General features: G+C 48.4%; 1 protein-coding gene. It reads left to right on the forward strand.

Annotated elements, in window-relative coordinates:
- The coding region (locus ACFQ3W_RS25940) for an IS4 family transposase (RefSeq protein WP_379322140.1) at positions 1-1182 on the forward strand (1182 nt) is incomplete at both ends.

The raw sequence follows: 1182 nt of genomic DNA on the forward strand, positions 1-1182 counted from the left end.
TTTGGTCTTCGAAGGAAAGAACTGGTTTCGACTTCTGGAAAGTGACCGCGGAGCCGACCTACCCGGAAAAGATGTTATCTACCGGTTCTTGAACCATGCTTCCTTTGCTTGGCGACGCTTTTTGCAGACCTTGAGCCTTCGTATTGTGCGCCACTTTGAATCTCTCATTTCTTCGAATCGGGTGCGGGTCTTCATCGTGGACGATTCGGTTCTGAGTCGGAACCGGAGTAAAAAAGCAGAGTTACTGGCACGAGTATTTGATCATTCCACAGGCAAATTCACCAAAGGATACACGATGCTGACGCTCGGCTGGTCAGACGGTTTTAGCTTCGCTCCGCTTGACTTTGTCATGCTTTCTTCAGCCAAACTGGCCAATCGCATTTGCGAAATGGCCTCGAATCTCTCAAAGCGTAGCAACGGGTACAAACGCCGAATGGAGGCTTTTTCTCGGAAGCCGGATGCGGTTGTTGCTTTGCTGGAACGGGCTCTAACCGCTGGCTTCACTGCTGATTATGTGCTCATGGATAGCTGGTTTACGCAAACTCCACTACTTCGTCAACTCACGGCCAGAGGTCTTCCTGTGATTGGCATGGTGAAAGAGATGAAACAGCGCTATCTTGTTCAAGGCAAGCGAATGACGCTGAGTGAGGTCTTTCAAAGCCTTCCCTCATCGAATGCCAAAGACATCAAGGGCTCCGTCATCGTACACACCGCCTGCGGTCTGCCCTTGAAGCTTGTTTTTGTCCGCAACCGAAATAAAAAACGGGAATGGCTTGCCATTTTAAGTACAGACGCCTCACTGGAGGCTGTCGAAATCGTGAGAATTTACGGCATGCGCTGGAGTATCGAGACCTTTTTCAAAGTCACCAAAAGCTATTTGAAACTGGGGACCGAGTTTCAAGGTCGCTCTTTCGACCAATTGATTAGCCACACCACGGTTGTATTCAGCCGTTATTTGGCGATGGAATATGAACGGCGAGAATCGAGTGATGATCGGACATTGGGAGGACTCTTTTTTCTCTTTGCCGATGAAGTCCGCGATCTGGACTTCCAGACCGCACTTCAACAACTCATGAGTTTATTTATCGAAATGTCCCAAGCTAAAACGAAGAAGAACAAAACAGCTGTTTTTTGTCAACTACAGGACTGGATCTCTGGTTTGCCCAGCTATATCAAGGGTTT

Source organism: Paenibacillus puldeungensis (genome assembly GCF_042678945.1).
In the GTDB taxonomy this organism is placed as follows: Bacteria; Bacillota; Bacilli; order Paenibacillales; family Paenibacillaceae; genus Fontibacillus; species Fontibacillus puldeungensis.